Genomic DNA, 26,624 nt, shown 5'->3' with positions numbered 1-26,624 from the left:
GTGCCCCGTAGAGTGTCCAGGCGCGACTCGATAAAACTACCGGTTATTTTGCCAAAAAAATGTGCCGGGCAAAAAGTCTAGCCACGACAGATTGATTGCAATGTATTTCACTACATTAGTAAAAGATAGTGTGAATTAAAGGGCTACGGCATTTTTCGGAGCGCGGCACGCGCGTGCCGGGCGGAGACAAGCGAGTCAGCGGCATTAGGGGGAAGGCGGCATATCATCAATCAGCCAGCGGGGCAGAAAGCTGACGGCCCGCAACCAGCGGGCCGTCATGGGCGCACACTCACACCCGCTTTACACCATATGCGCCCGTCAGGCCGACGCCTCCTGGTGTAGTGTCTCCGCTACCTCGCCAGTGCGCTCGCTCGCGAAGCCGCGCAACCCGACCACGTGGACATGCTCGGTGTGATTAAACACCTTACGCACCAGCTTATAGGTGGTGCCCTTCTCCGGGCTGATGTTTTCCGGCGCGGCGATAATCAACTGCATCTCCAGACGCTCACACAGCTCGAACAGGGTCGCGATCGACTTGGCATCCAGACGCGCCGCCTCGTCGAGGAACAGCAGGCGGCAGGGGGAAATGTCCTTACCGCGCAGACGACGCGACTCCTCTTCCCAACTCTGCACCACCATCACCAGGATCGACATCCCGGTACCGATGGCCTCCCCGGTCGACAATGCCCCGCTCTCGGCGCGCAGCCAACCATCGGAGCCGCGATTGACCTCCACCTCCATCTCCAGATAGTTGCGGTAGTCGAGCAGCTCCTCACCGATGGTCTGCGGCGTGCGCTGCCCCATGTCGATCTGCGGGTTCAGGCGCTGATACAGCTTGGCCAACGCCTCGGAGAAGGTCAGACGCTGGCTATTGAACAGATCCTGATGCTGCTCCTGCTGCTCGGAGAGCACATTCAACAGCATGGCGTGGGTCTCACGCACATTGACGTTGAGGCGCACGCTGTTCACCTGACCAAACGCCACCGACTGCAATCCCTGGTTCAGCATACGGATGCGGTTCTGCTCGCGCTGGATGGTCTTGCGGATGATGTTCGCCACGCTGCGCGCGCTGATGGCCAACTTCTGTTCGCGCGCCGTCAACTCCTCCGTCAGCCGCGCCAGCTCGATCTCCATCTGCTCGATGGCATCGATCGGGTCGTCGCTGCGGATAATATCCTGGCGAATACGTTCGCGCAGATGTTGATAGACCGCGACATAGAACTGCACCTTACGCTCGGGCCGCTTCGGATCTTCCGACAGGCGCAACACGTCGCGCAGGTGTTCATTATCGGCCACCGCCAGACGCAGGGCGCCCAACGCCTTATCCGACATGGAGCGCAGCTCCTCGGCGTCCATATAGGCCAGCTCACGCCGATGTAGCCGGCGCTCGACACCGTTATCCTTCACCAGACGCATCACCGCGCACCAGCCCGCCTTGGCCTGGGTCACCTGAGCGCGCAGCAGATGGTAGTCGCGCTCCACCTTACGCAGCCGCTTGATTAGCGCCTCCATCTCCGCCTCACAGATGGTGATCTGCTTCTCCAACTGATTACGGCGACTCCGGTTCTCGTTCAGGGCGGCATGCAACTCGTCACGACGCGCGCGGGCGCGCGCCTCGGCATTCGCATCCGCCGCCACCCCGATCGCCTGCATCTCCTGCTGCAGCTCTTGCAACATGTCACGCTTCGCATCGAAGGCGCTCTTCAACGAGGCCAACACCTGATTGTACTGGGCCAGCTGAGCCTGATGGTGACGCAACTGTTCGCGACTGCGGCTACGATCGGCCTCGGCGTGTTCCAGACGCTGACGCAGACGCTCGTTGAGGTCGGCATTCTCGCTCAGCATGCCCACCGCATCGCTGTAACTGAAGTGCGCACGCCGTTGGGCGACCTCCGTCAGGGCGAAGGCCTGTTGCTTCGCCAGACGCTGCGCCTGCTGCGCCTGCTGGTAGTCCTGCTGCAATTGCTCGTGCTGTTGCGGATCGCTCTGCAACACCTCGATCACCGCCTCCAACGCCGTGAGCGCGGCGGTATGCTGGTGCAGATAACGCGCCGCCTCCTGCGCCTGCTCCCGCTCTTCGCGTAGCTCAGCGACGCGGTCGGGCAGCGTCTCGTCCGCCAACAACGCCGCCTGCGGTGCCAGGCGATTGAGTAGGCCGATCAACTCGCGCGCCTGCTGCAACTGTTGACGCTGCTGCTGCGTCTGCGCCTCTTGGCCGGCAAACTCTCGTTCGATCTCGCCACGCCGCTGCTGCAACTGACGCAGCTCCTGCTCCGGATCGGCCTCGAAGGCCAACGCCAGATGGCTGCCGATAAAACGACTAAAGGCGTGATGCAGACGCTGGATCTTCTGGACGTCGAATGACAACGTGGCGTAGCGCTCCGCGAGGGCCTCCCGCTCGCCATACAGCGTCTCCAGGCGGCTCTCACGCGCCGCGCGGCCAAACAGCGGCAGCGATGGGAAGCGCGAGTAACGCCACTGGCGATCGGCGATCTTCACCACCACTGCCTTCTCCAGCTCCTCAACGGCAAAGACGCTGTCGTCGAACGATTGCGGATCCCCCTCGATCAAATAGAGATCTTCCGGGCACTCCTCCAGCCCGGCGAGCTGGGCGCGTACCGCCGCCAGATCCGGCACCACGATGGCATGACGCGACGGGCCATACAAGGCGGAGAAGTAAGGCGCGTCCTCCAGGGTGACGTCGTCGTAGATCTCCGACAGCAGTACCCCACCGAAACGTTCGGCCAGGGCGATCAGGCGCGCATCCTCGGCGCCGCCAGGCTGGCTGAGCCGCTCGATCTCACGCTCCAGCGCCCCCTTGCGGGCGGCGACCTCATCGCGCTCGACGGTGTATTCGCGCTCACGCTCCAGCAGTTGTTGCATCTGATCGGTGACGGCGCGGCTATCCTCCAGCGTCTCGCCACACTGGGACTCCAGTGCGTTCAACGCCTCCTGTGCCGCGATCCAGGCCGGGGCACGGGCGCTGAGCCACTTCACGCGCTCGGCGCTCTGCTCCAGCTCCTGACGCAACGCCATGCTGCGTTCGCCCGCCTCTGCCGCCTGTTGGCTCAGGCTGTCGATCTGCGCCTCCAGTTCGGCCTGGAGCGTGTCCAGCGCCTGGATATCACATTCACGCCCACTGCGCTTGACGCACTCCTGCAACAGCCGCTCGGCATCCTGTTGCGCATTGAGGCGCTGTTCCAGCTCGGCTAGACGGATGCCGATCGGGCCCACGCGCTGTGCCTGATGCTGCAGCGCCGGCCACTCGCGTAACAGTGCACGTCCGGCCTGCCACGCCTCGCTGCGGCTCACCTCGCCCACCACCTGACATACCAGACGGTAGGCCTGTTCAAACTGACTGTGCGCGGCATTGGCCACGCTCAGCTTCTGCTCCAACTGCAGCAACAGCTCCGTCGCCTCTTGCTCGCGCGCCGCGAACGTCTCCAGCCAGCCGTCGACATCGTCGGCGCTCAGCGCCGGTAACTGGCACAGCGTCTGCGCGCGCTCCAAGGCTTGGAGCGCCTGTTGATACTGAATGGCGCGCGTCTGCTGCACATCCAGCGCCTGCTGGTAGTCGGCCAGCTGGCTCTTCAACTCGTCAACCTCGGCCTCGGCCGCCTCGCTACGCTCCTGCCAGGTGTCGTACTGCTCCTGCGCCTCGGCAGCCACTTCGCTCTGTTCATCCAGGCGGTAGCTCAGCTCCTCCAGGTCGCCCTGGTAGCGTTCGATCTTCTCCTGCTGGCGCATCGCCGTCTGCACCAGGTTAAGGTGATCGCTCGCCGCCTGGTAATCGGTTTCCAGATCGGACTCGGCGCCGTTCTGCTCCTCCAGCTCACGCGCCATCTCCACGTGACGGTATTGCTCACTCAGCAGCTGCTTACGCCCCCCCAACAGCTCGCGGCGTAGGGTCAGCGCCTGATCCAGATGGCTGCGCCGCTCGTTGGCATGGCGCATATAGTCCGCCGACACGTAGGCGGTAGCCTCACTGATCAGGTGCTTAAAGAGATCGCGATCGGACTGCGTGACCCGGATGGCCTCCAGCGTCATACGGTTTTCGCGCAGCGCGGCCTCCATGTCTTGGAACGCCTTACGCACCCCACTGTTTTCCGGCAACAGGTAGTCACGCAGCGAACGGGTGATGGCGCTGGAGATACCGCCATACAGCGATGCCTCGATCAGACGATAAAACTTGCTGCGATCCGCGGCGGAGCGCAGACGACGCGGCACCACGCCCAGATCGAACATCAGCGCATGATAGTCGGTGATCGAGTTAAACGTCTTAAACTGCACCCCTTCGATGGCCTCGACGCGCTCCTTCAGCTCCGCCAGCGGCAGCACGCGCGCCTGGCGCTCGCCCACCGTCTCGGTCAGTAGCTGCGTCGGCTGGATCGCCGTCGGCAATCCCTGGATGGCGAAGGGCTTGATGTCGACCTTACGATCACGTCCGGCCACCTGCTGTAGGCGTACCCCCACCAGTACCCGCTGATGACGCGAGTTGACCACATCCAACGCGGCATAGCAGACACCGGGGCGCAGCTTACCGTGCAACCCCTTGTCGCGTGAACCACTGGTAGCGCCGGCTTCGGTGGTGTTGCGGAAATGCAACAGCGTCAGATCCGGGATCAGGGCGGTGACAAAGGCTGCCATGGTGGTGGATTTCCCCGCCCCGTTACCGCCGGAGAGGGTAGTGACCAGCTCGTCCAGATCAAAGGTCCGGGCAAAGAAGCCGTTCCAGTTGACCAGGGTCAGCGAGCGAAACTTACCGCGTTCAATCATTCCTGTTCATCCTCCGCATCCTCGGATTCCAGCTCCGTCGGGGTATACTCGGCCCCCTCGCCGTCCTCATTCAGCGCCAACGATGGTTCCAGCCTGACCGCCTCACCATCACGGATCAGGCGCAGTTGGGCGTCACGGGCGTCGTCACCGCTGCGCACATCGGCGCCGAAACGGAACACCGACTCGGTGATGCGGAACTTGCTGCTATCATTGGTGATAAAGAAGACCATGCCCAAGCGACGCAGGCGATTCAGCGAGGTACGCAGCTTCTCCTGCAACTTCTGCCGGTCGAGATCGGAACCGGTCGAGCGCTGATTCACCAATTTGAGCAGCTTATTCTCGTCGGTCAGGGTCAGCAGCTCGTCGTACAACTCCTGCTGGCTGAAGATCCCCTCGTGGGCCAGCCGCTCCGGGCTGAGGTAGAGATAGCAGAGGATCTTGCCCACCAGCATGTCCAGCTCGGAGAGCACCGAGCGCGGGATCAGGGTGGTAGAACGCGGACGCAGGTAGAAGAAGCCCTCCGGCGCGCGGATTAACTCCACGTTATAACGCCCGTAGAACAGCTCCAGCTCCTCTTGGAAATCCATCAAGAAGGCGTGATTATCCAGATCGTCAATGCCGATGTGGCGCCCTGCTCGCAGCTGGCTATCCAGCGCGGGAAACAGCGGATTGAATACCGCTTGCGCCAGCTTGGCCGGCATCGTGTTTTCAGTATTTGTCGATGACATGGGCCTGTACCTTGGCTCCGTACTCATTGATCGCCTGCCACTGGGCCGGCAATCCGGTGAAATCTGCTTCGGCTACACCCAGGCGCACCGCCTGGTCAACCAAAATTCTTGCCACGTCGAAATGGCGCTGACGCGGATAGCGCGCCAGGTAGTCGCGCAACACGCGGCCAAGATCCAGCGGGCGCTGCTCCTGGCGATACACCTGCAACTCCTGTTCGAGCAGGGCCGCCAACCGCTCACGCAGCTCCGAGAACTCCTCATACTCCAGATCGGGCGGCAACTCACCGGTCACCTCCGCATTGAGTAGCATCAGCTCCTCGTCACGCATGTCTAACAGACGCTCGGCATTGGCGTAAGTCAGCGCCCAGGGGGCATCGAGATAGTGCTGTACCGACTGGCGTAAACGTTGGGCGAATACCCGGTTCTTGTCCATATCGATGGCGGTACGAATAAACTTGTGGACGTGGCGGTCATAGCCGATCCACAGATCGATCGCCTGTTGCCCCCAGCTGATGATCCGATCCAGCTTGGCCTGCAAGTCGAACACCAGCTTATCGACGAACTCCAACGCCGTCTGGCCTAAGGTCGCCTCCTGAATACGCAACAGGTTCGCCTGTAGCTTGTCACCCGCCGCCTCGAGCGTGTCCTGTAACTCGCGCAGCGTACCGGAGGTTTCCGACAGCAACAGCTCGCAACTGGAGATCGCCGCCCGCCAATCCTGATTCAGCAGCCCGGCGATGTCGCTTTTCACCCCCTGTTGCTGCTCATCCATCAGACGCTGGGTCAGATCGATACTGTCGAAGATTTCTGCCACCGAGTACTTCAGCGGCGCAAAGACGTTACGTTGCCAGTGAAACTCATCGCCCCCCTCTTCCGCCGCCTCGGCCGCCGTGCGCAGCTCCTGTGCGACGATGGAGAGTTGCATCGACAGACGGAGTGTTGAGAACTCACGCTGGCGGATGTAGTAGTCGGAGAGACTGATCCCCAGCGGCGTCAGACGGTAGATTGCGCTCCCCTCCGCCAGCTCGCTGGTAAAGCGATTAAGCAGACGCTGCTTAACCAAGTCGTTGATCGCGTTGTTGGCGCGTTGGGTGATGGTTTCCTGCGTCTGTTCGAATGCCTTGCTGACATGACGGAAGACATCGACCAGATCTCCTTCGCTCATCTCACCATCTAAACGCTCGCCATTCAGGGTGGCGATGGCCAGCAGAAAAGCCAGCCGCTCCGTCGGTAAGCTTAAGGAGAAGTCATTTTTGCGCGCCCAGGCAACCAGCTCCGGTACCGTCTGGGAAAAATCGCTCATAATGGATCCTTAATGTCACCTTTGTGCGCCATCACATGGATGTAGCGCCCTAAACTCACAAAGGGCTCCTGACGGCAGTAGCGCTGCTCCAGCGCCAGTAAGTCGTCAAAGGCCCCCTCTTGTTGGCTCTTGTCACGCAGGTAGTCGTGGAAGACCCGCACCCCGGTTTTTCCACTGATGGTCAATCCCAGCTGTGCCAGCCAGTCGTAGACCTGTACGGGATCCAACGGATGATCGGGCGAGAGCGAGCGCCGCTTGCGCTTCGGCATGCCGCGCTTCACATACTCCATATTCCCCACCAGGGTATTCAACATCAGTAGTCCGTTGTAGTTATAGAACATTAACGACAGCGCCCCACCCGGGGCCAAACATTTTTCCAACGCCGCCAGTACCGCCTGTGGCTCCGCCACCCATTCAAGGACGGCATGAAACAATACCAGATCCACCGGTGCGGCCAAATGGTGATGCATCTCCTGCGCCGGACTTTGTACCAATTCCATGCGCGCGCTAACACCTTGCTCGGCGGCATGTTGCGCCGCACGCGCCAGCATCTGTTCGGAGATGTCGCACAGGATCACCTGATGGCCGCGTGCCGCCAGCTGACAGGCGATTTGCCCCTGCCCGCCGCCGGCGTCCAAGATACGCAGCGGACGTTGCGGTAAGGTCGCCAACAGCGTCTCCAGATCCTGCCACAGAACCGCCTGACGGATACGCCCCTTGGTGGTGCCATAAATATTACGCGCAAATTTATCCGCGATATCGTCAAAATTACGATCCTGCATGCTCCTCACTCCGCATCCCGCCGCCGTACCACGGGTGACTGGGGGCGACGACGTCGCCCCGTCGGTGGCCCGGCGTTACGTGACGCCACCGAAGGATAAAGGGTCCATTTTGACACAGACTATCGTAGAATGAATATTATCAGTCTGATATTCGATGCGAATGACGTTTTTTCACTCAAAAGAGGGCGTTAGCCATGCTGTTTGCGCTAAAAAAAGTGATCGGTACGCTACTGCTACCGTTGCCCTTATTGTTGTCGCTATGCGCGCTTGGCCTGGCGCTATTGTGGTTCAGCCGCCATCAGCGTATGGGGAAAGTGTTGGTTTCGCTCGCTTGGTTGGGAATTTTCCTACTCAGCCTGCAACCCTTGGCCGATCGCCTGTTGGCGCCGCTGGAGGCGGAGTATCCGACCCTCAATCACGGCCAGCAGGCGCATTACGTGGTGGTGCTGGGCGGTGGCTATACCTATAACCCACAGTGGGCCCCCAGCTCCAACCTGATCAACAATAGCCTGGCGCGGCTGACGGAGGGGATACGCCAACTCGCACTCAACCCCCAAGCACAGCTGATCCTGACCGGCGCGGCGGCACGAGGGAATCCCTACAGCAGCGCCGCCGTCGCGGCGCAGGTAGCGCGCTCGCTGGGCGTCGCGGAACAACGCATCATCGTATTGGATAGCCCGCGCGACACGGCGCAGGAGGCCGAGGCGGTGGCGGAACGCGTCGGCCACGCCCGGTTGATTCTGGTGACGTCAGCTAACCATCTACCGCGCGCGTTGCGCTTCTTCCGCCATCAGGGGCTCGATCCCATCCCCGCCCCCGCCAACCAGTTGGCGATCACCAGCCCCCTTAACCCTTGGGAGCGTTGGATTCCGTCACCGCTCTACCTTGGCCATAGTGAGCGCGCCTGGTATGAGACGCTAGGCCGTCTCTGGCAAGGGCTCCTCGGCCAGACGCAGGATCACCGCCCAGCGGCGATACAGGAGAAATCATGATGTCATTGGCCCGATTACGCCGCCATCCTCGCCTCGTCAGCCTGCTCGCCGCGCTGTTGAGCATCGAATGCCAGGTGCTGCTGTTCGATGCGCTCTCCAAGCCGCAGAATGTCGCCCTGAATGGCAACCCGCTGGAGACCATCAGCATGCTGGGCTTCTTCTTCGCCTGGACCACCGGCCTCAACACGCAGGCGGCGCTGCTGGCCGGTGCCGCCTGCCTGCTGCCCTTACCGCTGCTGGTCTATCTGGCGTGCCGGCGCTGGCTGCGACAGACACGCTAACGACTGAACGGCGGTGTCCTACAACGCATGAGAATGCAACAGCAGCGTACTCAAACGGTTATGCTTCGCGATCACCTGCGGCAGATCGATGGTCTGTAACTGACCGTCGCGGATCACCACCCGGCCATTGATCACGCTCAGCGCTACATTCCCCGGGTTACAGAACAGCAACGCGGCCAGTGGATCATGCCGCGCCCCGGCGGTCCCCAAGCCACGTAGATCGAAGGCGACGAAGTCCGCCGCCATGTCCGGCGCCAAGCAACCGATGTCATCGCGGTTGAGGATCTGCGCGCCGCCACGCGTCGCCAGCCATAACGCCTCGCGCGCACTCATCGCCTGCGGCCCACTGGCGACACGCTGTAACAGCATCGCCTGGCGCACCTCCGCCAGCAACGAACCGCCGTCGTTGGAGGCCGACCCATCCACCCCGATGCCAACCGGGACACCGGCATCCACCATCTGGCGGATCGGGGCGATACCGGAGGCCAATCGCATGTTGGAACAAGGACAATGGGCCACGCCGGTCTGGGTTCTGGCGAATAGCGCGATCCCTTCGGGGTCGAGTTTGACGCAGTGTGCATGCCAGACATCCGGGCCGGTCCAGCCGAGGTCGCGCACATACTCCGCCGGGGTCATGCCGAAATGACGTTGACTGTAGCTGACGTCGTTGTCGTTCTCCGCCAGATGGGTATGCAGCGACACGCCGTGACGACGCGCCAGCTCGGCGCTGCGCTTCATCAACTCGCGGCTGACCGAGAAGGGGGAACAGGGCGCCAGCGCGATACGTAGCATGCTGAAACGGGCCGCATCATGGTAACTTTCGATCAGGCGCAGCGAATCCTCCAGGATCGCCGCCTCCGACTCCACCAGCGCATCGGGCGGTAAGCCGCCGCGGCTGCGCCCCACACTCATGCTGCCGCGACAGGCATGGAAGCGCATGCCGATCTCGCGGGCCGCATCGATGCTGTCGTCCAGGCGGCAACCGTTGGGGAAGAGATAGAGATGATCGCTCGAGGTGGTGCAGCCAGAAAGCATCAGCTCGGCCATCGCCGTCTGCGCCGAGATGTAGATCATCTCCGGCGTCAGCCGCCCCCACACCGGGTAGAGCGTCTCCAACCAGTCGAACAGCTCCGCATCCTGGGCACCCGGCAGCGCACGCGTCAGGGTTTGGAACATGTGATGGTGAGTATTGACCATCCCCGGGATCACCACATGGCCGCGCAGATCCAACTCCTCATCGGCACCGGCCGCCAGCAGCTCCTCACCGCCCACCGCCACGATGCGACAACCCTCGACTAGCATGCAGCCTGAGCGGATCTCACGCCGCTGATCGTCCATGGTGACCAACAGATCGGCATTCTTAATCATCAGCGTTTTCTTGTTGTGCATACCCTTCCCTCTCGTGACTCGGCGACCATCGGGCGATGGTTCGCCACTAAGACGCTTCTGACGGGCTCTCTTGCTTAGCCGCCCGCCGCTCTGCGCGCATCTTCACCACCCGCTCATCATGCTGATAACCATTGAAGAAGAGGTTCAACGCCACCGCGCTGACACTGGCTAACAGGATGCCGCTGTGCAGCAATGGCTGGAGCGCGGACGGTAACTGGCTGAAGAAGTGTTGTGATACCGTCGGGATCATGCCGACCCCCAGGCTGATGGCGACGATATACAGGTTAAAACGGTTATGGCTGAAGTCGGTGCGGGAGAGGATGCGGATCCCGGTCGCCAATACCATGCCGAACATCACGATACCGGCCCCGCCCAACACAAACTGCGGCACCGAGGCCACCACCACCGCCATCTTGGGGATCAAGCCGAACATCAACAGGATCACCCCGGACATCACGCACACCCAACGACTGGCGACGCCGGTCACACTCACCAGGCCGACGTTCTGCGAGAACGACGTATGGGGGAAACTATTGAACATGCCACCGATGATGGTACCGATGCCGTCGACCCGTAAGCCACGCACGATGTCATGTTGCTTGGCCGGGCGACCGACGATATCGCCCAGGGCCAGAAACATCCCCATCGACTCGATGAAGGTGATCAACATCACCACCGTCAGGGTGATGATCGAGACTGGCTCGAAGGTCGGGAAACCGAAGGCGAAAGGATGGATCGGGGCGAACCAGGAGGCGTCAGCCAGGCCGCTGAAGTTGACCTCGCCCATCCCCAACGCCAGCACAAAGCCGAAGACGATGCCCAGCAGCACCGAGATATTGCCGAGAAACCCCTTGGCATAGCGGGTCACCAGCAGAATAAACACCAGCACCAGTAGCGAGGTGCCCAAATAGAGCGGGCTACCGTAGTTGGGATTCCCCTTGCCGCCGGCGGCCCAATCGATGCCGACCTGCATGATGCTGATGCCGATGGAGGTGATCACCACCCCGGTGACCACGTTGGGGAAAAGGGGCATCAGACGCCCGACCAGGGGCACCATCAAGGTTGCCAGGATCCCCGAGGCGATGGTCGCACCGAAGATCCCCGTCAGGCCGATGGTCGGATCGGCGCCGATGGCCAGCAACGGCGTCACGGCGGCGAAGGTCACCGACATGATCACCGGCAAACGGATACCGGCGAAACGGCCGATCCCCAGGCATTGCAACAGGGTTACCACCCCACAACAGAACAGATCGGAACTGATCAGGAAGGCGATCTGCTCCTTGGGTAGGCCGAGGCTGCCCCCGATCACCAATGGCACCGCCACCGCCCCGGCATACATCACCAGAACATGCTGCAATCCCAGGGTAAAAAGCTGCACGATAGGTAGCTTACGTTCGACTTCATCGACGGGCTGGCTCTCGCTGGCCGCCGGCGGGTTCTTCATGACGCTCATGGACTCATCACTCCTTACGGCACGACGGCGACGGCCGCCGGCTACGATTCGAGAGGCATACGCTTCCCCTGATTCATCGGGTGCATCGATCATGGCACGCAGATCGCCCACCCGGTGGCGGACGATAGTCCTATCACCATGCACAGAGCGTGCGCGTTTAACGGTTAAAACGTCAGTCAGGTAAAAGTGAAACGAGATTTGAGGAGGGAGTCACATTTATCCCCGCGGTAAGCGCAGGATGGTGCCGATGAGGGGGCACGAAAGGTTAAACGTTTGCTCGACGCTATCAAAGTGGTAGCGCGGCGTATCATTTCTGCAACGATTGGCTCAAAGTGATTACCCGCGCAGCAACGCGGGCAATGCGCGCGATTAGCCCAACCAGGGAAGCAACTGCTGGGCGGCGCGCGTCAATACCGCCTGTTCTTGCACACCCGTATGCAGGTAGCGGTTAGTCGCCTCCCATAGCATGTACAGCCAGCGCCGTGCCATAAACGCTTCGCTGACCGGTGCCTTACGGAGATAACTCGCCAGCAGATCGGCCGACGGCTCATCCTCGCTGAGACGGAACAGATCGTATTCGCGCGGGGCCCATAGCGTCATTCCGGGATTGAGCATCGCCAGCAGCTGATCGCTACGACTATCTTTCAGGATGCTGCGTAGCGTCAAGTTACCATGCACCAAGACCGCGCTATCGTCGAAGCCGTTGAACAGCGTATCCAGCTGCGCCTGGCTGCGGAACAGGGCGCGGCGTACCGGCATCGAGAGCGCGCCCATACGCGCCGCATCCAACAACGACCAGATCACCGTTACGCGCTGCTGATACCACTGTGGCCAGCCGTTCTCCTGCACGCTATCGACATTCCCCACACAACCGTGGCTATCGATCCGGTGCCACGCCAACAGCCCCTCGACAATCTGCTCCTTCAGACTCTCCCAACGCGCCGGGTTACGCGCCGGTGCCTCGGCGGCGACACCGCGCAGCCGCTCGATCAGCAAGATCTCCTGAAACGGCGCCTGACAGGTGGTGAGCACGCCGAATACCGCCGGCAGACGCACCGTCCCCTGGCGCGCTAGCATCGACAGCTTGTAGGCCTCTTGCTGCGCTACGCCGGCGCATAGATAGCTCTTGGCGACCAGCGGGATCGCCGCGCCCTGGCGAGTATAGAGGGCATACAGATAGGCATAAGGCTGCTCACTGATCTGCTCCATACGGCCGATGGGCTCACCCAACGCCGCGCTCAATTCCGCCCTCAGTGCCTCCATCCCCGCCTCCCTTATCGGCTCGTCATCTCGATCTATCATGAGCAAAAATCGCCGCTCACACGCCCAGTAAGATCAAAAAAGCGTGCAATCGCACGCTTTTCTCTTCGGTTAACTGACCATTCAGCCTTGTGTCACGATGGCGCGCACACGGGCGAGATCCTCCGGGGTATCGACCCCCGGCCCCGGCACCTGCAACGCCACATCCACATGGATCTTCTCACCATGCCACAACACGCGCAGTTGCTCCAGCATCTCGATCTGCTCCAGCTCACTGGGTGCCCAGGTGACATAACGGCGGATAAAACCCGCCCGGTAAGCGTAAATACCGATATGGCGTAGGAAACTCTCGCCGATCTGCGCCTGTGAGGCGGCGAAACGCTCACGATCCCAAGGAATCGTGGCGCGGGAGAAGTAAAGGGCATAGCCCTGATGGTCACGCACCACCTTCACCGCATTCGGATTAAACGCCTCGGCCGCCTCATGGATCGGTACCGCCAAGGTCGCCATCCCGGCCTCACTGCGCGCCAGGTTTTCGGCCACCTGACGAATAATCGCCGGTGGAATCAAGGGCTCATCGCCCTGCACGTTGACGATGATGTCATCGTCGGCGAAGCCACAACGCTCCACGACCTCGGCCAGGCGCTCCGTCCCAGAGTGATGATCGGCGCGCGTCATGCACACCTCGCCTCCGGCCTGCAACACGGCTTGCTGCACCTCAGGGTGATCCGTCGCGACGATCACGCGATGGGCTCCAGAGGCTCGGGCCTGCTCCATCACCCGCACGACCATCGGCTTACCCGCGATATCGGCCAACGGTTTACCCGGCAGGCGGGTCGAGGCATAACGCGAGGGGATAATCGCAATAAAACTCATCAGTTCTCTTCCAATGGCAAAGTACGAGCCTCACACTCCAACATCACGGGGATGCCATCACGCAGTGGGAAGGCCAAACGGTCGATCTTACAAACCAGCTCCTGATGCTCTTGGTCAAACACGAGCTTTCCGTTACAGACGGGGCAGGCAACAATCTCGAGTAAACGGTGATCCATGTGTAAAGGGTCCTAGCTACCAATTTGCTATCCACAAGTGGCGTTAGCATACCCCCTTCGAGGGAATTTATCATCCGTTGACACGTGCCGTTTCTGCTTGGTTCACATAATCGCCGCCGTCGCGGACACACTCATCGATACACGTCAGTCGGGGATGGGATACAACAGGGGTGGGGAAAAGGTCGGTGTAGCGGGAGTGAACAGGAGGGACTATCAGCAGCCAGCGGTGAAACAAGTAGGGAAAACGCTGGCTGCACGGTACATCAGTAGGCGATCACATCTTCGGCGATCTGGCTGCGGCGACCACGCGGTGTCGAAAACTCGACCCGTTGCCCCTCACGCAGTAGCTTATTGCGTGAGCTGGCGATAGCGGTACGGCTAACATACAGATCATCCCCACCATCGAGGGGAGAGATGACACCCAGACCCGCACTCGGGTCATACCACTTCACGAAACCCATCTTTAATGTCATTATTTTTATCCTTCTTTCTCTACACCCGCGCCGGCAGTGCCCGCTCTGGGTGGTCATGCTCTATCAAGTTATCGTTATCAACCCCGTTGAGCCTTGGTGAATCCCAAATAAACAAAAAGCCCACCATTAAGGCGGGCTTTCTCGAGAACAACGCACGTCACCAGCGAAGAGGTCGCCGAGCTAACGATTGTGCGTTGTCACGTGTCACACCGTGTAATTACAGAGCGACGACGTTGGCGGCAGCCGGCCCGCGCGGGCTGTCCTGAATGGTGTACTCTACACGCTGGCCTTCAGCCAACGTTTTGAAACCGTCACCGGTGATGGCAGAGAAATGTACGAATACATCTTTACCGCCGTCATGCTGCTCGATAAAGCCGAAGCCTTTGCTTTCGTTAAACCACTTTACCTGACCAGTCTTCTTAGACATTTGAATTACCTTAAATTTTAACTGAAATTGCCCCATCGGGGGGTTAGGCCGAATGCAGAAACTAACTTATGGGTGGCACTAAGAAGAGGGTTCTCGAACAAGCGGAATCACCAAGGATAACGTCTTAAAAGAGTAACAGCATTATTCTCATGTCGTACATAAATCGGGTCTGTTTTACAGGCCAACACCATTTACGCATAAAGCTGACGATTGAGCAAGACGTTTTTTCTCTGAAAATCTCTCTGTGGAGACATAAAACCACTAAATGTCCCCCGCCGACCATCGACGGGGGTATCCAGCCAGCCTCAGATAGCGCGCCGCCGAGCGATCAGCGCGGCGATACGCGCCAATAACGCCTCGCCCTCCGCCGGAGGCAAGTCGGCGCTCACGGGAAGGTACCACCAATTATCTTGGGCAAAGGCACGGCACTTCACCGCGTCTTTCTCCGTCATCAGCAACGCCTGCCCCTGCGGCGTCAGCGCCGCCAGCGTCGAGGCTTGATAGGACTGATGATCGGCGAAGGCATGCGTCGCCTGTAGCGTCAGCCCTAGCTGCATCAACGTCTGGAAGAAGCGTGGTGGGTGGCCGATACCCGCCATCGCTACCACCTCCCCCGTCAGCATCGCGGCATCGCACCGTTCACCGCTACGAAGATTGACCAGGGTCGTACCGCAGAGCGTCATCGGGATCTCGCCGGGATGCGCCGCCCCTCCGTTAACGATCACCGCATCGACCGTCTTCAGTCGGCAAGCCCGCTCACGCATCGGCCCTGCCGGTAGCCACCAGCCATTGCCGAAACGACGGACGCCATCGACCACCACCAGCTCCATGTCGCGCGCTAGCGCGTAATGTTGCAAGCCATCGTCGGTGATCACCACATCCAACGCCCCTTGCGTCAACAGCGCTTGAATCGCGGCGCTACGCTGGGGAGCCACCGCCACGCGAGCCCCGGTACGTTGAGCGATCAGTAACGGCTCATCGCCGCACGCCTGACTGGTCGTCGTGCTATCCAACACCAGCGGATAGTGCGCCGCATGACCGCCATAACCGCGCGAGACCACCCCGACCCGGTAGCCGCGCTGCTGTAACTGCTCGACCAACCAGATCACCAGCGGTGTCTTGCCGTTACCACCCGCCGTCAGGTTGCCGACCACCACCACCGGCAATGGCGCGCGCCACACCGCCCGCCAACCACGCCGATAAGCCTGGCGGCGTAACCAGGCGATCAGACCGTACAACCAGGAGAAAGGCAGCAGCAATAGGTAAAGCGGTGAGCGCCCAGACCAGATACGCGCGATCATTGGCCGAACTGCATCCGATAAAGCTGGGCGTAGACGCCTCCCTTATCCAGCAGGGTTCGGTGAGCGCCACGCTCTACGATACAGCCGTCTTCCACCACCAGGATCTCGTCGGCGTTTTCGATGGTCGACAAGCGATGCGCGATGACCAGCGAGGTACGGTTCTTCTGCAACTCGTCCAACGCCGCCTGAATGGCTCGCTCCGACTCGGTATCCAACGCCGAGGTGGCCTCGTCGAGGATCAGAATCGGGCAATCGCGTAACAGCGCACGCGCGATGGCGATACGCTGACGCTGGCCACCGGACAGCATCACGCCATTCTCGCCGATGATGGTATCCAAGCCCTGCGGCATCTTGTCGATAAAGTCCATCGCATAGGCCAGACGAGCCGCATGCTCAATCTGCTCACGCGTGTAGACGTGGTCACGCGCATAGGCGATGTTGTTCGCGATGGTATCGTTAAACAGATGCACGCTCTGCGAAACCAACGCCACCTGATCACGCAGCGAGCTCAAGGTATATTCACGCAAATCATGGCCATCGATCAGGATCTTACCCTGTTGGATATCGTAGAAACGCGTCATTAAATGGGCGATGGTCGACTTGCCGGAGCCGGAGCGGCCGACCAGCGCGACCGTCTTGTTGGCCGGGATGGTCAAGCTGATATCCCGCAACGCCGGCGCCTCTTTGCCCTGATAGGTAAAGGTCACCTGCTCAAAATGGATATCGCCCTTGGCATGATCGGCGGTCAGGACGAGTTTACCTTCGTCCTTCTCCTGCTCCATATCCAGAATGGCAAACAGCGTCTGACACGCCGCCATCCCACGCTGGAACTGGGAGTTGACGTTAGTCAGCGACTTCAGTGGGCGCATCAGGGCGATCATCGAGGAGAACACCACGGTGATGGTCCCGGCGGTCAAGGTCTCCATCACGCTCGGGAAGCTGGCGGCATACAGCACGAAGGCCAGCGAAAACGAGGCGATCAACTGGATGATCGGATCGGAGATCGACGAGGCCGTCACCATCTTCATGCTCTGCTGACGCATGTGGTTGCTGACCTTGTTGAAGCGCTCACTTTCGACCTGCTGTCCGCCGAAGATCAACACCTCTTTGTGCCCCTTCAACATCTGCTCGGCACTGGCCGTCACCTGCCCCATCGAGTTCTGCATATTCTTACTGATGTTGCGGAAACGCTTGGAGACATAACGGATAGCGAACGACACGATCGGCGCCAACACGATCAGGATCACCGACAACTGCCAGCTGTAATAGAACATCAGGCAGAATAAGGCGATGATCGAGGCACCCTCGCGCACCACGGTGATCAGGGCACCCGATGCCGACGAGGCGACTTGCTCGGAGTCGTAGGTGATACGCGACAGGAGCGTACCGGTCGACTGCTGATCGAAGAAAGAGACCGGCATCCCCATCATGTGGGAAAACAGCTTGCGGCGCATATTCATCACCACCTTGCCAGACACCCAAGAGACACAATAGGAGGAGACAAACCCGGAGATACCCCGGATCACCATCAGCCCGATCACGACAAACGGCATCCACCTCAAGATGTCGGAGCCGGTCTTACCGAAGCCATCGTCCAGCAACGGCTTCAATAGCGACAGCATGTAGGCATCGCTGGCGGCATTGATCACCAACGCGACCGAGGCCACAATGAGCCCAGCCTTGAAAGGGTTGATCATCGGCCACAGGCGGCGAAAGGTCTGCCAGGTCGAGAGATCTTTATCATGCAGCATGTAATAAACCAGTTAAGAATGAAACAGCGGATTATTTTACCCGTTATGTTCAGTAACGCCAAACCAAGCATGATACCAGTGTGCATCTATTTGTGAGCGTTGAGCGCGGATCTGCCAGCCCGCGCTGGAAAAGTCGACGCGGATCATCCCGTCATGAGCGCTATCATGCCAAGCGATCCCTTGCTGACGATAACGTTGGCGTACCGCCGGCGCCGGAAAGTGCCACGCGGAGTAGCGCGCGGCCGAGGCCAAGGCGACAGCGGGACGTACCGCCTGTAGCAAAGCGGGCGACGAAGAGGTCGCGCTGCCATGATGGGGAACCTGTAGCAGCGCAGCGCGCAGCGAAGCACCGCTGGCGACCAAGGCCTGTTCACTGATCGCCTCGATGTCCCCAGTCAACAACAGCGTCCCACCCGGCCCCTGCAAACGCAGCACACAAGAATCATTATTACGTGGCGTCGCTACCGGGCGAGGAGGCCAAAGAAACGCCAGGCGCAACCCCCGCCAATAGGCGTGTAGCCCTTGACGGCATGGACGATCGGCAGGATCGGGCGACGCGACCCACGCTAACGGATAGGCCCGCTGTAGGCTGGCACGCCCTCCGGCATGGTCGCTATCGGCGTGGCTGATGATCATCCCATCCAGGATCAGGCCGCGCCAACGTAGGTAAGGCAGTAAGGTCTGACGCGCCGCATCGCCCCCCGGCCAGCGCCCACCGGTATCGTACAGCAAGGCGTGACCATGACGCTGGATCAGCACCGCTAGGCCATGCCCGACATCCATCATCTCCACCCGCCAGCCCGTCGCCTCAGCCTCAGCGCGTTCCGCGAGCGGCCCCGTCAACGCCAACAGGCTCGCCAATAACGCATGCCCAGCATCCCATCCATCCTGGCGCCATGACCACAGTAGCACCATCAACGGCACCCAGCAGGCCGCCAGTAATGTCGGCTCAGACAGATAGAGCCACCCATCGGGCAGGCGAGTCAACAGCGCCAATAATCCATCGAGCAACCACAACGCGGCCTGCCAGGCCAGCGCGCCCAGCGTCGGCGATACCACGAGTGTCAGGAGTAATCCCGCCAACGCCAACGGCATCACCGCCAATGATACCAACGGCACCGCCAGCAGATTGACCCCTGGCGCGCTCCAGCTGAGTCCATGGAATAACAGCAGCTGTAACGGCGTCAACAGCAGCAATAATCCCCATTGGAGATGTAACAATCGCCCCAGCGCGTTACACCCTGCCCAGCGCCAACGTGGGCGAAACGGCCAGCCATCGTGCCAGAGCAATAAGGCCGCCACCGCGCCCAGCGACAGCCATAATGCGCTGGATAACAGCAACAGCGGATCGAGCAATAATGTTAAGGACAGTGTCAGGGTCAAGATATCGCGCGGCGCCGCCTGGCGCCCACCCCAGCGCCATACCAGGTACAGCGTCACCATCAGCGCGGCACGCAGTGTCGGCGGCGACAAACCGGCCAGCCAGGCATACCCCCAGGCGGCAGACAAGGCCAACAGCAGAGGCGGGTACGGCGTCTGCCAGCGCAGCGGTAAGCCGAGGCAGAGGAGTCGCCAGAGGGCGGCGGCGAACCCCGCGGCCAAGGCGATATGTAGCCCCGATATCGCCAGCAGATGCAGAATCCCGCTATGACGCAACAGCGCCTGCTGCTCGCTCGTCAAACGCCCCCGCTCGCCATACACCAATGCCAATAGCAGTGGGAAGGCGGGATGCGTTCCCCAACGTGCGCAGGCCTGATCGATGGCACGCTGGCGTAGCGAACGCTGAGCATCGAGACGCTGGTAACGACGGGGCGTCCCACTCAATACCACCCCCTGCGCCAACTGATGGCGTTGGCGATCGAACCCCGCCGGATTGAGCGAGCCATGCAACGCCCGTGGGGTCAACGTGATACGCCAGCGTTGTCCGGCGGCATAGGGGAAGCGCGTCGCGTTCCAATAGAGCCGTAGACGGAATGGCGCAATGGTTCGCGCATCGAGGCGTGTGACCCACAGGTAGAGCGCGTGGCGCGACGTCTCCTCGCCTAAGTAGGGTGTCTCGATCCGCCCCTCTAGCGTCACCTGACGATCCGCATAGGTTAACGGTTGTAACGCCAGTTGCGCCCGCTCGCTGCCCCAGAGCAACCCCAGACTCAGTAAACCCAGACGCAGTAACCAGGGATGATGCCAGCAAGCCGCTGCTAGCCCGAAGATCAGCAGCAGTAACGAAGCCCCACGCGTGGGTAGCGTCGTCAGCCAGAGTAACGGCAACATGCCGGCCGCCAGGTAACCTAATGCCGTCGCCGCCCCCATCACCTCCCCTCCTCGGCAAAAGGACATTGTGCCGACTTGTCCCCCGCGATCACCTCAGCACGGCACAGCAGTGCGGGCACCGCCGCAGGGAAAGCGCGACATCGACACCCCCAGCACATCGCATTGAGGCAGGCGACAGCGGCAAGTCGGCCGAGAGATTAACCTCTGCCATAGTGGAGGGGGCCGATGGGCGCGAGGACGAGCGCAGGACGTCATTCATGGTGGAGCAACAGCATGCCCATCTCGATCGGGACGGTGTGGGTCCCACTCGCTGGCCAGCTCATCCTTAACGCGGCAGTGGGGAAAAAGAGAGGACGATGGCGCACACGCGCGAAGATAGTGCATCCTCGACGCATCGTTACCTACGTCAGGCCACGTAGGCCGACCTGGGCGCATCGCGTGCCTAGACACATGCGCCAGGCCGTAAACGGGGCGTACGCTGGTACGCTGAATAGAAAAATGGCGCCAAGCGGCGCCATTTTAATCGATTCGATTCGCAATCAAGCGTAGATGTTTGCCCGATCGCGCAACTCTTTACCCGGCTTGAAGTGGGGAACGTATTTACCTTCCAGCTCCACCTTTTCACCGGTTTTCGGGTTACGACCGATCCGGGGAGCACGGTAGTGAAGTGAAAAACTGCCAAAACCACGGATCTCAATGCGTTCACCATCGGCCAGTGTGGCGGCCATGTGTTCCAGCATCTCTTTTACCGCATCCTCAACGGCCTTCGCAGGCAGATGGGGTTGCTGACTGGCAAGTCTTTCAATGAGTTCTGACTTGGTCATATATCCTCCAAGCTGTGTCTCCCAAGAAAGGAGAACGCACGATGCAGCTTAACTACCGTTACAGGGCGGCGTTACGCCGCCCTCATCATTATTCGCCTTTAGCTGCTTTGAATGCTTCAGCCATTGCGTTAGAGAAGTTTGCATCGTCCTGGTTGTTTACGGCAGCCATAGCATCTTTCTCTTCTGCTTCGTCTTTAGCACGAACAGACAGGCTTACAACGCGGTTCTTGCGATCAACGCCAGTGAACTTAGCTTCAACTTCGTCGCCTACGTTCAGAACCAGAGTCGCATCTTCAACGCGGTCGCGGGAAGCTTCAGAAGCACGCAGATAGCCTTCTACGCCATCAGCTAATTCAACTGTAGCACCTTTCGCGTCAACTGCGGTGACTTTACCAGTAACAATTGCACCTTTCTTATTCAGAGAGATGTAGTTGTTGAACGGGTCTTCCGCCAGTTGCTTAACGCCCAGGGAGATACGCTCGCGCTCTGCATCGACCTGCAGAACAACGGCAGCGATTTCATCACCCTTCTTGTATTCGCGAACGGCTTCTTCGCCAGCCACGTTCCAGGAGATGTCGGACAGGTGCACCAGACCATCGATGCCGCCTTCCAGACCGATGAAGATACCGAAGTCAGTGATTGACTTGATCTTACCTTCAACGCGATCGCCCTTGTTGTGGGTTTCAGCGAACTGCTGCCACGGGTTAGCTTTGCACTGCTTCAGGCCCAGGGAGATACGACGACGCTCTTCGTCGATATCCAGAACCATAACTTCCACGACGTCGCCCACGTTAACCACTTTGGACGGGTGGATGTTCTTGTTGGTCCAATCCATTTCGGATACGTGAACCAGGCCTTCAACGCCTTCTTCGATTTCAACGAAGCAGCCGTAGTCGGTCAGGTTGGTCACGCGGCCGGTCAGTTTGGTCCCTTCCGGATAACGCTTGGCGATAGCGACCCACGGATCTTCGCCCAGCTGCTTCAGACCCAGAGATACACGGGTACGCTCGCGGTCGAACTTCAGCACCTTAACGGTGATTTCATCGCCAACGTTGACGATTTCGCTCGGATGCTTAACGCGCTTCCAAGCCATGTCAGTGATGTGCAGCAGGCCGTCAACGCCGCCCAGATCAACGAATGCACCGTAGTCAGTGAGGTTCTTAACGATACCTTTAACTTCCATGCCTTCCTGCAGGTTTTCCAGCAGCTGATCGCGTTCTGCGCTGTTTTCAGACTCGATGACAGCACGACGAGAAACTACAACGTTGTTGCGCTTCTGGTCCAGCTTGATAACTTTAAACTCAAGCTCTTTGCCTTCCAGGTGCAGAGTGTCACGCACCGGACGCACGTCTACCAGGGAGCCCGGCAGGAACGCACGGATACCGTTCAGCTCTACAGTGAAGCCACCCTTCACTTTACCGTTGATCACACCGGTAACAGTTGCAGCTTCTTCGTAAGCTTTTTCCAGCATCAGCCAAGCTTCGTGACGCTTAGCCTTCTCGCGGGACAGCTGAGTTTCGCCGAAGCCGTCTTCTACTGCATCCAGAGCCACATCAACTTCGTCGCCTACCGCGATTTCCAGTTCGCCCTGAGCGTTTTTGAACTGCTCGGCCGGAATGGCAGACTCAGACTTCAGGCCGGCGTCAACCAGCACGACGTCTTTGTCGATAGCAACAACAACGCCACGAACGATGGAACCCGGGCGGGTTTCGATTTCTTTCAGGGATTCTTCAAAGAGTTGAGCAAAAGATTCAGTCATGTTGATAATCTTCAGGATTCTTTAATTGAACGTCCATCCGGCATCCGGCCAGACGGGGTTATTTAACATACCTCGCTGCATTCCATCGCGACGAGGGGTACTAATTATACAACGTTTTTCACAGCTAAACGAACAATTTATCAATAACAACAATAGACAGCGGGTAAAATTCTCCCGATGGCCATCCTTGCCGCCGGCAACGCCGGATCGCCGTGAATGCCTGCTTACGCCAGATGCTGGCGCGCATAGGCCAATGCCTGCGTGATCACCTCATCGATCGACATCATCGTCGAGTCGAGCAACAGCGCATCCGCGGCGGGCACCAAGGGGGCGACGGCACGGTTACGATCGCGGAAATCACGCTCTTTAATTTCAGCTAAAAGACTTTCAAAGTTAACATCAAAGCCCTTCTGCTGCAACTGCAACATGCGACGCTGGGCGCGTTCTTCGGCGCTGGCGTCCAGGAAGATCTTGACCGGCGCATCGGGGAACACCACCGTGCCCATGTCGCGGCCATCGGCGATCAAGCCCGGAGCCTCACGGAAGGCGCGTTGACGGCGCAACAACGCCTCACGCACCCGCGGGAAGGCGGCGGCCCGCGACGCGGTATTGCCGACGGTTTCGGTACGGATCGCCGTGCTGACATCCTCCCCCTCCAACACCACCCGCAGGTCCCCGTGGCTGGCATCGAAACGCACATCCAAGTGTGCCGCCAGCGGCACCAGCGCCTCTTCTGAATCGATATCGACCTGATGATGCAGCGCCGCCAGCGCCAGCACGCGATAAATCGCACCGGAGTCGAGTAAATGCCAGCCAAAGGCCTGCGCCAACGCCTTACATAGCGTCCCTTTACCCGCGCCGCTTGGCCCATCTACGGTAATGACCGGAACTATCGCCGTCATTCTTGTCTCCTCTCAATTGGAAACCCCAGTTACACCAACCGGGGAAAGCGTATTGGGGGATGATAACGCGCGACACCGCCCCCATCCCGCAACACACTCGGCCCACGGCCAAGGTGCGGGGCGCATTATACGCTGACGCCGGGCGAACTGTTACCCTCGACGGCGGCGATTGCGGGAAAAACTGGCGTCGCGGCGCAGCCGACGCGACACGACCAAACGGTTGCGCTCCGCGACCAGACGTGAAAAAGCCAGCGCGATAAGCGGCTGGCTCAGGAGAAAAAAATGTGTCACCTTCCCGCTAGTCGCGGGGGTGGCTCAAGGCGGCGAACTGAGCGAAGTAGTCGGGGAAGGTCTTCGCGGTACAGCCCGGATCGCAAATGGTGACCGGCGTATCGGAGAGCGCCACCAGCGAAAAACACATCGCCATACGATGATCGTTATAGGTGGCGATCTGCGCCGCCTTCAACTGCGCCGGTGGTTCAATGCGGAGGAAGTCCGCCCCCTCTTCCACCTGTGCCCCCACCTTGCGTAGCTCGCAGGCCATCGCCGCCAGACGATCGGTCTCCTTCACCCGCCAGTTCGCGATGTTGCGCAGGGTCGTCGGCCCCTCGGCGAACAGCGCGGTGGTGGCGATGGTCATCGCCGCATCGGGGATGGTGTTCATGTCCATGTCGATACCGTGCAAGCGATCACGGCTGCAGGCGATGTAGTCGTCGCCCCATTCGATATGGGCCCCCATCCTTTCTAATACGTCGGCGAAGTGAATGTCGCCCTGCATACTGTGACGTCCGATCCCCGTCACCCGCACCGTACCGCCGGCGATCGCCGCGCCGGCCAGGAAGTAGGAGGCGGACGACGCGTCCCCCTCCACCAGGTAATCGCCTGCGGCCTGATAAGATTGTCGGCCTCGAACCACGAAACGCTGATAGGCCTGATTCTCGACCGTGACGCCGAAGGCGCGCATCATCGCCAGCGTAATATCGATATAGGGCTTAGAGACCAAGTCCCCCAGGATGGTGATCACGGTATCCTGCTCCGCTAACGGCGCCGCCATCAGCAACGCGGTCAGAAACTGGCTGGAGACCGATCCGTCGACCGCGATCTGACCGCCGACGAAGCCGCCGCGTAGACGTAACGGCGGGTAGCCCTCCGCCTCCAGGTAGTCGATCTGCGCCCCTCCCTGACGCAGCGCCGTCACCAGATGGGCGATAGGCCGCTCCTTCATCCGGGGCTCACCGGTCAGGATCACCTCGCGCCGCCCCAGGCTGAGCGCCGCCGCCAGTGGGCGCATCGCCGTGCCCGCATTACCGAGGAACAACGACAGCACGCCGGCGACCGGCAGCGCCCCATCGACGCCCTGCACCTCGCAGCGAGTACGACAGTCGGAGAGTTGATAACGCACCCCTAATGCCTTCAGGGCATCGAGCATATAGCGCACATCATCGCTATCGAGCAGGTTATGTAGCCGGGTCACGCCTCGGGCCTGTGCCGCCAGCAACAAGGCGCGATTGGAGACGCTCTTCGAGCCGGGGAGGTTGATCTCGCCGGCGAAGCGGCGGATAGGATTCAAGGTCAGGGCGGACGGCATGCTAAATCACTCCTGGAGGAAAAACGGCGCCGCCATCATGGCCGCGCACAGTAACGTAGTTAGGTTATTTTTGTACCGTGTTTAGCGCCGACTGTCATCTAAAAACACCGGCATAAAAAAACCCCGCCAGGCGGGGTTAGTAGAGGCGTAGGTCAGCCTACGCGCCACGACATTAACCGTGACGACGGGCAAAGTCGGCCATAAAGTCGACCAAGGCCTGCACGCCGGCTAATGGCATCGCATTATAGATGGAGGCGCGCATCCCACCGGCCACCTTGTGCCCCTTGAGGGCGTGCAGACCGGCCTGCTGTGCCTCATCCCAGAATAACGGGTCCAGGGCACTGTCGGCCATCTGGAACGGCACATTCATGCGTGAACGGTTCGCCGCGGCCACATCGTTGCGGTAGAAATCGCTGCCGTCGATGGCACGATACAGTAGATCGGCCTTGGCCTGATTGCGACGCGCCATCTCGCCCAGCCCGCCCTGCTCCTTAAGCCACTTGAACACCATGCCGGAGAGATACCAGGCAAAGGTCGGTGGCGTGTTGTACATCGAGTCATTCTCCACCAACACCTGGTAGTCGAGGATCGATGGCACCTCACGCCGCGCACGCCCTAACAGATCTTCACGCACGATCACCAGGGTGATCCCCGCCGGACCCACGTTCTTCTGCGCCCCGGCGTAAATCAAGCCGTAACGGCTGACATCGATGGGATGAGAGAGGATCACCGAGGACATGTCGGCCACGACCACCCGGTCACCGAAATCCGGCTCCTCATCGATGACCACGCCATCGATGGTTTCGTTCGGGCAATAGTGCAGGTAGGCGCTGTCATTCTGTAGCGTCCACTCCGCCATCGGTTTCATCGCCAGCTTGCCATCGACCCGGCAAGCGATGTCCTGTATATAGGGATCGCAGTACTTGCTCGCCTCTTTCGCCGCACTCTGCGCCCAGTAGCCCCCGACGACATACTCCGCCCGCGCCGTACGCTCGGCGCCTAGCAGGTTAAGCGGTACTGCGGCGAACTGCCCGCGCGCGCCACCGTGACAGAACAGGATGCGGTAATCCGCCGGGACCTTCAGCAAGTCACGCAGATCCTGTTCGGCCTCTTCCGCCACCTGCATAAACGCCTTGCCCCGGTGGCTGATCTCCATTACCGAGGTTCCCAGTCCATGCCAGTTGCACAGCTCTTGTTCGGCCCGGCGCAACACCTCTACCGGCAGCATTGCTGGCCCGGCGCTGAAATTATAAACCTGTGTCATCTCCCTCACCGCTCTCGCTCAAGTTCACCCGCAGGTGTTTCGTTAACA

General features: G+C 60.2%; 21 protein-coding genes. 2 read left to right on the top strand and 19 right to left on the bottom strand.

Features of this window, described 5'->3' with window-relative positions:
• Nucleotides 1-318: 318 nt before the first annotated feature.
• Genes mukB through cmoM form a run of 4 tightly spaced genes read right to left on the bottom strand, consistent with a single transcriptional unit; the run spans nt 319 to nt 7,589 of the window.
• Nucleotides 319-4,776, bottom strand: coding sequence for a chromosome partition protein MukB (gene mukB, locus ACEQFP_RS01120; RefSeq protein ID WP_370547349.1), 4,458 nt, complete (start codon nt 4,774-4,776; stop codon nt 319-321).
• Nucleotides 4,773-5,504: a chromosome partition protein MukE gene (gene mukE / locus ACEQFP_RS01115; protein ID WP_005297001.1), complete on the bottom strand. Its 732-nt coding sequence runs from the start codon at nt 5,502-5,504 to the stop codon at nt 4,773-4,775. The genes mukB and mukE overlap by 4 nt, the downstream gene beginning before the upstream one ends.
• On the bottom strand, nt 5,485-6,807 hold the full coding sequence (gene mukF, locus ACEQFP_RS01110; protein ID WP_005287459.1) for a chromosome partition protein MukF: 1,323 nt from the start codon (nt 6,805-6,807) through the stop codon (nt 5,485-5,487). The genes mukE and mukF overlap by 20 nt, the downstream gene beginning before the upstream one ends.
• On the bottom strand, nt 6,804-7,589 hold the full coding sequence (gene cmoM, locus ACEQFP_RS01105; RefSeq protein WP_005287462.1) for a tRNA uridine 5-oxyacetic acid(34) methyltransferase CmoM: 786 nt from the start codon (nt 7,587-7,589) through the stop codon (nt 6,804-6,806). Before cmoM ends, mukF begins: the two co-directional genes overlap by 4 nt.
• 194 nt (nt 7,590-7,783) lie before the next feature.
• Here cmoM and elyC point away from each other — a divergent pair, with 194 nt between their 5' ends.
• Complete coding sequence (gene elyC, locus ACEQFP_RS01100) at nt 7,784-8,581, top strand: envelope biogenesis factor ElyC (protein ID WP_035600704.1); 798 nt, start codon at nt 7,784-7,786, stop codon at nt 8,579-8,581.
• Nucleotides 8,578-8,862: a hypothetical protein gene (locus ACEQFP_RS01095; protein ID WP_226086003.1), complete on the top strand. Its 285-nt coding sequence runs from the start codon at nt 8,578-8,580 to the stop codon at nt 8,860-8,862. Before elyC ends, ACEQFP_RS01095 begins: the two co-directional genes overlap by 4 nt.
• An 18-nt stretch (nt 8,863-8,880) precedes the next feature.
• On the opposite strand, the gene ACEQFP_RS01090 is transcribed toward ACEQFP_RS01095, so the two are convergent.
• The 15 genes from ACEQFP_RS01090 to serC form a co-directional block, all read right to left on the bottom strand.
• The gene (locus ACEQFP_RS01090; RefSeq protein WP_035600701.1) at nt 8,881-10,251 is read right to left on the bottom strand and encodes an 8-oxoguanine deaminase; all 1,371 of its coding nucleotides are present in this window, start codon (nt 10,249-10,251) and stop codon (nt 8,881-8,883) included.
• Between the two features lie 46 nt (nt 10,252-10,297).
• A complete protein-coding gene (locus tag ACEQFP_RS01085; protein WP_005296993.1) occupies nt 10,298-11,704 on the bottom strand; it encodes a nucleobase:cation symporter-2 family protein in 1,407 nt (468 codons plus the stop codon).
• Between the two features lie 369 nt (nt 11,705-12,073).
• Nucleotides 12,074-12,967, bottom strand: coding sequence for a YcbJ family phosphotransferase (locus tag ACEQFP_RS01080; RefSeq protein WP_068870808.1), 894 nt, complete (start codon nt 12,965-12,967; stop codon nt 12,074-12,076).
• Nucleotides 12,968-13,087: 120 nt separating this feature from the next.
• On the bottom strand, nt 13,088-13,840 hold the full coding sequence (gene kdsB / locus ACEQFP_RS01075; protein WP_370547348.1) for a 3-deoxy-manno-octulosonate cytidylyltransferase: 753 nt from the start codon (nt 13,838-13,840) through the stop codon (nt 13,088-13,090).
• The gene (locus ACEQFP_RS01070; protein WP_005287482.1) at nt 13,840-14,016 is read right to left on the bottom strand and encodes a Trm112 family protein; all 177 of its coding nucleotides are present in this window, start codon (nt 14,014-14,016) and stop codon (nt 13,840-13,842) included. Before ACEQFP_RS01070 ends, kdsB begins: the two co-directional genes overlap by 1 nt.
• Nucleotides 14,017-14,279: 263 nt before the next feature.
• Entirely contained in the window at nt 14,280-14,489 is a 210-nt protein-coding gene (locus ACEQFP_RS01065) for a cold-shock protein (RefSeq protein ID WP_005287486.1), read from the bottom strand.
• Between the two features lie 217 nt (nt 14,490-14,706).
• Nucleotides 14,707-14,916, bottom strand: a complete 210-nt coding sequence (locus tag ACEQFP_RS01060; RefSeq protein ID WP_005296986.1) for a cold-shock protein — start codon at nt 14,914-14,916, stop codon at nt 14,707-14,709.
• A 305-nt stretch (nt 14,917-15,221) separates the two neighbouring features.
• Nucleotides 15,222-16,217, bottom strand: coding sequence for a tetraacyldisaccharide 4'-kinase (gene lpxK / locus ACEQFP_RS01055; protein WP_035600693.1), 996 nt, complete (start codon nt 16,215-16,217; stop codon nt 15,222-15,224).
• A complete protein-coding gene (msbA, locus tag ACEQFP_RS01050; protein WP_035600690.1) occupies nt 16,214-17,968 on the bottom strand; it encodes a lipid A ABC transporter ATP-binding protein/permease MsbA in 1,755 nt (584 codons plus the stop codon). Before msbA ends, lpxK begins: the two co-directional genes overlap by 4 nt.
• 36 nt (nt 17,969-18,004) lie before the next feature.
• Nucleotides 18,005-20,305, bottom strand: coding sequence for a DNA internalization-related competence protein ComEC/Rec2 (locus ACEQFP_RS01045; protein WP_396463734.1), 2,301 nt, complete (start codon nt 20,303-20,305; stop codon nt 18,005-18,007).
• A gap of 473 nt (nt 20,306-20,778) precedes the next feature.
• Nucleotides 20,779-21,063, bottom strand: a complete 285-nt coding sequence (ihfB, locus tag ACEQFP_RS01040; RefSeq protein ID WP_005287510.1) for an integration host factor subunit beta — start codon at nt 21,061-21,063, stop codon at nt 20,779-20,781.
• 88 nt (nt 21,064-21,151) lie between these two features.
• A complete protein-coding gene (gene rpsA, locus ACEQFP_RS01035) occupies nt 21,152-22,822 on the bottom strand; it encodes a 30S ribosomal protein S1 (RefSeq protein ID WP_005287513.1) in 1,671 nt (556 codons plus the stop codon).
• 224 nt (nt 22,823-23,046) lie between these two features.
• A complete protein-coding gene (gene cmk / locus ACEQFP_RS01030) occupies nt 23,047-23,724 on the bottom strand; it encodes a (d)CMP kinase (protein ID WP_005287520.1) in 678 nt (225 codons plus the stop codon).
• 298 nt (nt 23,725-24,022) lie between these two features.
• The gene (gene aroA, locus ACEQFP_RS01025) at nt 24,023-25,312 is read right to left on the bottom strand and encodes a 3-phosphoshikimate 1-carboxyvinyltransferase (protein ID WP_068870802.1); all 1,290 of its coding nucleotides are present in this window, start codon (nt 25,310-25,312) and stop codon (nt 24,023-24,025) included.
• Nucleotides 25,313-25,484: 172 nt separating this feature from the next.
• Nucleotides 25,485-26,576 carry a 3-phosphoserine/phosphohydroxythreonine transaminase gene (gene serC / locus ACEQFP_RS01020; protein ID WP_005287530.1) on the bottom strand — a complete coding sequence of 364 codons (1,092 nt, stop codon included), beginning with the start codon at nt 26,574-26,576 and terminating at the stop codon, nt 25,485-25,487.
• Between the last annotated feature and the right edge of the window lie 48 nt (nt 26,577-26,624).

Source organism: Edwardsiella sp. A.80236, assembly GCF_044540725.1.
Lineage (GTDB): Bacteria > Pseudomonadota > Gammaproteobacteria > Enterobacterales > Enterobacteriaceae > Edwardsiella > Edwardsiella tarda.
Note: the sequence above shows the minus strand (reverse complement) of the source record. Positions and strands in the feature narration are given on the sequence as shown.